The sequence below is a fragment of the Natronomonas sp. genome, assembly GCF_046710025.1.
In the GTDB taxonomy this organism is placed as follows: domain Archaea; phylum Halobacteriota; class Halobacteria; order Halobacteriales; family Haloarculaceae; genus Natronomonas.
Genome location: NZ_JBKEGK010000214.1, coordinates 1 through 4,386 on the forward strand (window position 1 = coordinate 1; position 4,386 = coordinate 4,386).

General features: G+C 60.0%; 4 protein-coding genes and 2 pseudogenes. 5 read left to right on the forward strand and 1 reads right to left on the reverse strand.

The window, feature by feature from the left end; translation table 11 throughout:
* Positions 1–453 precede the first annotated feature (453 nt).
* The 4 genes and pseudogenes from ACI944_RS12220 (at position 454) to ACI944_RS12235 (ending at position 2,788) form a co-directional block, all read left to right on the forward strand.
* Positions 454–1,338, forward strand: coding sequence for an NAD(P)H-binding protein (locus tag ACI944_RS12220; protein ID WP_411719323.1), 885 nt, complete (start codon positions 454–456; stop codon positions 1,336–1,338).
* Positions 1,339–1,365: 27 nt separating this feature from the next.
* A pseudogene (locus ACI944_RS12225) lies at positions 1,366–1,521 on the forward strand (ISH3 family transposase); the annotation flags it as partial.
* A 263-nt stretch (positions 1,522–1,784) separates the two neighbouring features.
* Positions 1,785–1,952 (forward strand): annotated as a pseudogene (locus ACI944_RS12230) (TATA-box-binding protein); the annotation flags it as partial.
* Between the two features lie 146 nt (positions 1,953–2,098).
* On the forward strand, positions 2,099–2,788 hold the full coding sequence (locus tag ACI944_RS12235; RefSeq protein WP_411719324.1) for a hypothetical protein: 690 nt from the start codon (positions 2,099–2,101) through the stop codon (positions 2,786–2,788).
* A 114-nt stretch (positions 2,789–2,902) separates the two neighbouring features.
* Here the strand turns inward: ACI944_RS12235 and ACI944_RS12240 are convergent, their stop codons facing one another.
* The gene (locus tag ACI944_RS12240; RefSeq protein WP_411719325.1) at positions 2,903–3,286 is read right to left on the reverse strand and encodes a hypothetical protein; all 384 of its coding nucleotides are present in this window, start codon (positions 3,284–3,286) and stop codon (positions 2,903–2,905) included.
* 491 nt (positions 3,287–3,777) lie between these two features.
* Between ACI944_RS12240 and ACI944_RS12245 the strand changes: the two genes are divergently transcribed.
* On the forward strand, positions 3,778–4,365 hold the full coding sequence (locus ACI944_RS12245) for a CNNM domain-containing protein (protein WP_411719326.1): 588 nt from the start codon (positions 3,778–3,780) through the stop codon (positions 4,363–4,365).
* Positions 4,366–4,386 lie beyond the last annotated feature (21 nt).

Below are 4,386 nucleotides of genomic sequence, written 5' to 3' on the forward strand. Positions count from 1 at the left end.
CGAGGACGCTCAGAAGATCCACCAGCAACGACCGATCTTACAGGAGACGCTCGCTACCGCTACGCAACCGAGGTGTGAGTCTTAGCTAAAGACGAATGTATATATTCTATTTGGTCTATTGCGTCTTCAGCCGTGAATCGCTATATTCATGGTATACAGAGCCTCTCAGTTGGTTCTAGCAGTTCAGACTTGACGCAGCACTAGCTTGAGAGAGACGGCGAGACCAAGTATCGTCGCCGGTTCCAGTCCGACGAGCTGCCCTCGCTGTTTTCCACCACCGACGTAGTTATGGTAGCGAGCGCAACGGGAATTACTGCCATCGCCCAGGGTCCGAGGCCCCTCTCGTCCAGTTCTCATGCGACTCTTATCGTTTCGCTAGTTGATTCACTCACGGGTGGGCTGGCACAGCAAGCCAACCGAACACCCTTGACGTAACGGTCCGTACATTCGAGAATGCGTGTCCTCGTTGTTGGAGCGACCGGGTTCGTCGGCGGCCGGCTCGTCGAGTCCCTGCGCTCGGCCAGCCATGACGTCGTCGCCTTCTCCCGGAGCGCGAGCCAGTCGAGATTCCCCGACGATGTCGAGATCTTCGAAGGCGACCTCGGCGATCCGGCCTCGCTGGAGGGGCTCTGTGAGGAGATCGACGTGGCCTACTATCTGATCCACTCGCTGACGGCCGAGAATTTCGCGGAGCTCGACCGGACCTACGCCCGCCGGTTCCGAGAGCTGGCGTCGGCGGCCGGCGTCGACAGGGTGGTCTACATGAGTGGCATCAGCGGCGACGAGCGGGAGCTCTCGCCACACCTCGCCTCCCGCCGGGAGGTCGAGTCAGTACTCGAGGCTGGGAGCTTCGATCTGACCGTCCTCCGGGCGGCGATCATCATCGGTGCCGGCAGCGCGAGCTTCCGCATCATCGACGACCTCACCGACCGGCTGCCCGTGATGGCGGTTCCGAAGTGGGTGCGGACGCCGTGTCAACCGATCGGCATCGACGACGCTGTCGCCTACCTCGTCGGCGTCCTCGACGTCGAAGAGACCCGGGGCGGCATCTACGACATCGGCGCACCGACAGTGTGGTCCTACGAGTCCCTGCTGAAGTTGACCGCCAAGGAGAAGGGAAAGCGTATCCTGATCGTGCCGGTACCGGTGATGTCCCCGGGACTCTCTTCGCACTGGCTCCGACTGACCACGGACGTCCAGTACGCCATCGCCCGGCCGTTGGCCGAGAGTATGCGAAACCCCGTGACGGTCGACCCCGAGCGGGACCTGCAGTCGGTCGTTCCCATCGAGCAGACGTCGGTCGAGGTGGCGATCCAGCAGGCGCTTGCGGAGGGGTGATCAAGGCTCTTCGGTGGATATTGCCCGGTCACCTCCGATGAGTTGTACGAGGTCCTCGCCGGCGGGACCTCGATCAATCACGTTTGCGAGACAACCGACGACTCGCCCCACGCGAACACCGTCTGTGGACATCTCACCGGCCAGTTCGAGCTTGAGACCGTCAAGACGGTCGGCAACATACTCTGTCTCTCACCCATAAGTCCGTGAGTTTCTAAAGCGACATCTTGGCCGCTTTCGGCGGTGATCTACGAAGGGTTCGGGCAGGCCGAGGGAGACATCAAGGGGCATATCAGTCACGGTGGGTGCTCAAGCTGCCCTGTGCTTTCAGCTGGAACCGGTCCCTGCGTTCGGGAGAGACGCCAGATATCGGTATTCTCGTCAGCTCTCAGTACTGAGGCCGTCTATTCCTGCGGCTCAACTTGTGGGTGAGAGACAGGCCTGGACACCCCTCGGTGTTCGCAGGGCTCGTCTATCGGCTCGATGATCCGTCTGTCGTCGTCTTACTCTTCGGGAGCGGGAAACTCGTCATTACCGGTGACAAAGAGCTTGATGATGCCAAACAGGCGCTTAACGTGGTCGAAGACCGGCTTGCCGATCTAGGATTGCTAGACTAGCATTCTCCTCGAGTCACCGTCTCAATCTGTCGAGGACCCCTGTCTATGAGGACTCCCCACTAGTCCTGACCGACACATTCACGATCGAAGGAGATTATCCGGAACCCTCCCCGACACCTTTGAAGACTCCCTGCCTGCGATAAGATATGACAAACGGCCGCTGCACGCTATGTGGGGAGACCTACACTAAACGAGGGATGACCCGTCATCTCCGATCCTGCAAGCAGGACCACGTTGACGCGGGTGATCGGCCTACGTTCCACCTGTCTATCGGCGACGCTTACCGCACGGACTACTGGATGCACGTCGAGATCGAACAGGAGACGACGTTGGCGGCGCTCGACGAGTTCCTACGGGATATCTGGCTGGAGTGCTGCGGACATATGAGCTCGTTTACCATCGACGACGTCGAGTACGTGAAACCGTACACCGAGGAGGAGTCGATGCTCGGCTTCGGGGTCGAGCGCCGCGACATGGACATCTCTCTCGGGGAACTCCTCGAGGGGGGATTGGAGTTCACTCACGAGTACGACTTCGGGACGACGACCGAGCTGTCACTCCGTGTCGCCGGTCTCGGATACGGTGACACGGGAGATGAAGGCCTCCAGGACCACGGCTATGGAGCGATTCGCGTGCTCGCCCGGAACGAGCCACCCGAGATCAAGTGCGAGACGTGTGGTGCCCCCGCGACGAGCGTCTGCACCGAGCACCTCTACAGACAGGAGGGTGAGGCATGGCTCTGTGAGGATTGTACGGCTGCTCACGAGTGTGACGATCACCTATTCCTGCCCGTAGTCAACTCGCCCCGTGTCGGAGTGTGTGGCTACACAGGGTGAGAGTATGTCCGTCTCCTCTCGAATAGGCCGCCACGGCACGGAGGGGTCAACAAAGGGATTCCAGGTCAATATCAAAGCAATATTCGGCGTGAACATAAGTCACGATTTACGTGTTCAGTCCGCTGCTGCTGGGGTGTTTCCGGTCGGCTCGGTGGGCGTGTTCAGGTAGAGGTAGATCAATACGAGAATCAAGACGACTTGAACCGCCTTGTCGACGTAGTCGATTATCCCGTACTCCGACTTGGCCACGATCCAGAGCGGGATCTGGACGGCCGTATACGGAATCCCGATCAGGTAGAGCAGTCGACGCCGATAGTCGAAGAAGAACAGCACAAGTGCGCCGGCGAAGCCAACACCTGCGAGTGCAACAGGAACCCGCCCCTCGACGATACCAGCATACACGTGGATGACACCAGTGATGACGACCAACGCAACTGCCAGCCACTGGAGCTGGGTAAGTGACCCTATCCGACCCGACGGTGTATTTTGCGTAGACATCACAATACTAAATCGTTCGGGATAGGAGATAAGGACTGTTATTATTATACTATAGATGTCATCATACGACGTGCATTACGCGGTTGTGCCGGTTTCTCAGTCAAGATGGTTGTAGCTACGCTTTCGCCCGGAAGAGAACAGTATCCACACAACTGATTCGTTCCTCACTACCAGCTATGCATTGAGATGGCCAGTCTCAACTTCTGGTCCGGGCGACGGTATGCGACATCCCGCACTGCAGTCTCGTGCCGGTCAGCCACCGGCCGCAGGCCGTCCGACCGAGGCGCGTCGACAGTGGATTTGGACAGTGGCCGGAGAAACCAGTCAATTGATGTCCATCTCCCTGGAAACGTGGGTTCGTCTGTTCGGTGGTGTCGGGCTTCTTCTGGGGAACGGCTTTTTCGTCACGACCGAGTTCGCGATGACGCGTCAGGCGGTTCGAGGAGGCGGAGTTTCTCGGCGATGGACGGTGACTCGAACGCGCCTGGAACATGACCGAGCGGTTGGAGACCTGCCTCACGGGCTGTCAGGCGGGAATCACCATCTGCAGTGTCGGTCTGGGAGTCGTCGCTGGACCGGCCATCACGGCAGTGATGGGGTCGCTGCTGGATGCAGTTGGCGCCACCAGCGGAGAGCACACGGCGCTGTCTGTCCTCCTGGCGTTGGCGGTGGGCAACTTCCTGCACGTCATCGTCGGCGAGCAGGCACCGACGTATCTGGGAATCGAGCGTGCCAGGTTCGTCGCCGGATACGGCTCGGGCCCGCTGTGCGCCTGGACGAAGCTCATGTACCACGTCATCATCGCAGCCGACTGGCTGGCCAAAACGTTGCTCGGCCTCTTCGGCGTCGAGATCTCGCGCTCGTGGACCGAATCGGGGGGCGAAAGCGGTCTCGTAACCACTCGGGCCGAACTGCGCAGCGAGATGGGTGAGTCGCTCAGCCGGCTCGACGTCCCCGAAGAGCGACGGAGTGACGTAATCAACGCCCTCGACATCGGCGAGACGCCAGTCAGTGAGATCGTCGTCGACCGGGTGGCGTCGTCGCGCTCTCGACGACCGACGACTTCGAGACCAACATGAACCGGGTCGACGGGACGCCGT

Bases quoted from the DNA above. Each gene is read 5' to 3' on its own strand.
- ACI944_RS12220 (WP_411719323.1), top strand. From the start codon at position 454: ATGCGTGTCCTCGTTGTTGGAGCGACCGGGTTCGTCGGCGGCCGGCTC.
- ACI944_RS12235 (WP_411719324.1), top strand. From the start codon at position 2,099: ATGACAAACGGCCGCTGCACGCTATGTGGGGAGACCTACACTAAACGA.
- ACI944_RS12240 (WP_411719325.1), bottom strand. From the start codon at position 3,286: ATGTCTACGCAAAATACACCGTCGGGTCGGATAGGGTCACTTACCCAG.
- ACI944_RS12245 (WP_411719326.1), top strand. From the start codon at position 3,778: ATGACCGAGCGGTTGGAGACCTGCCTCACGGGCTGTCAGGCGGGAATC.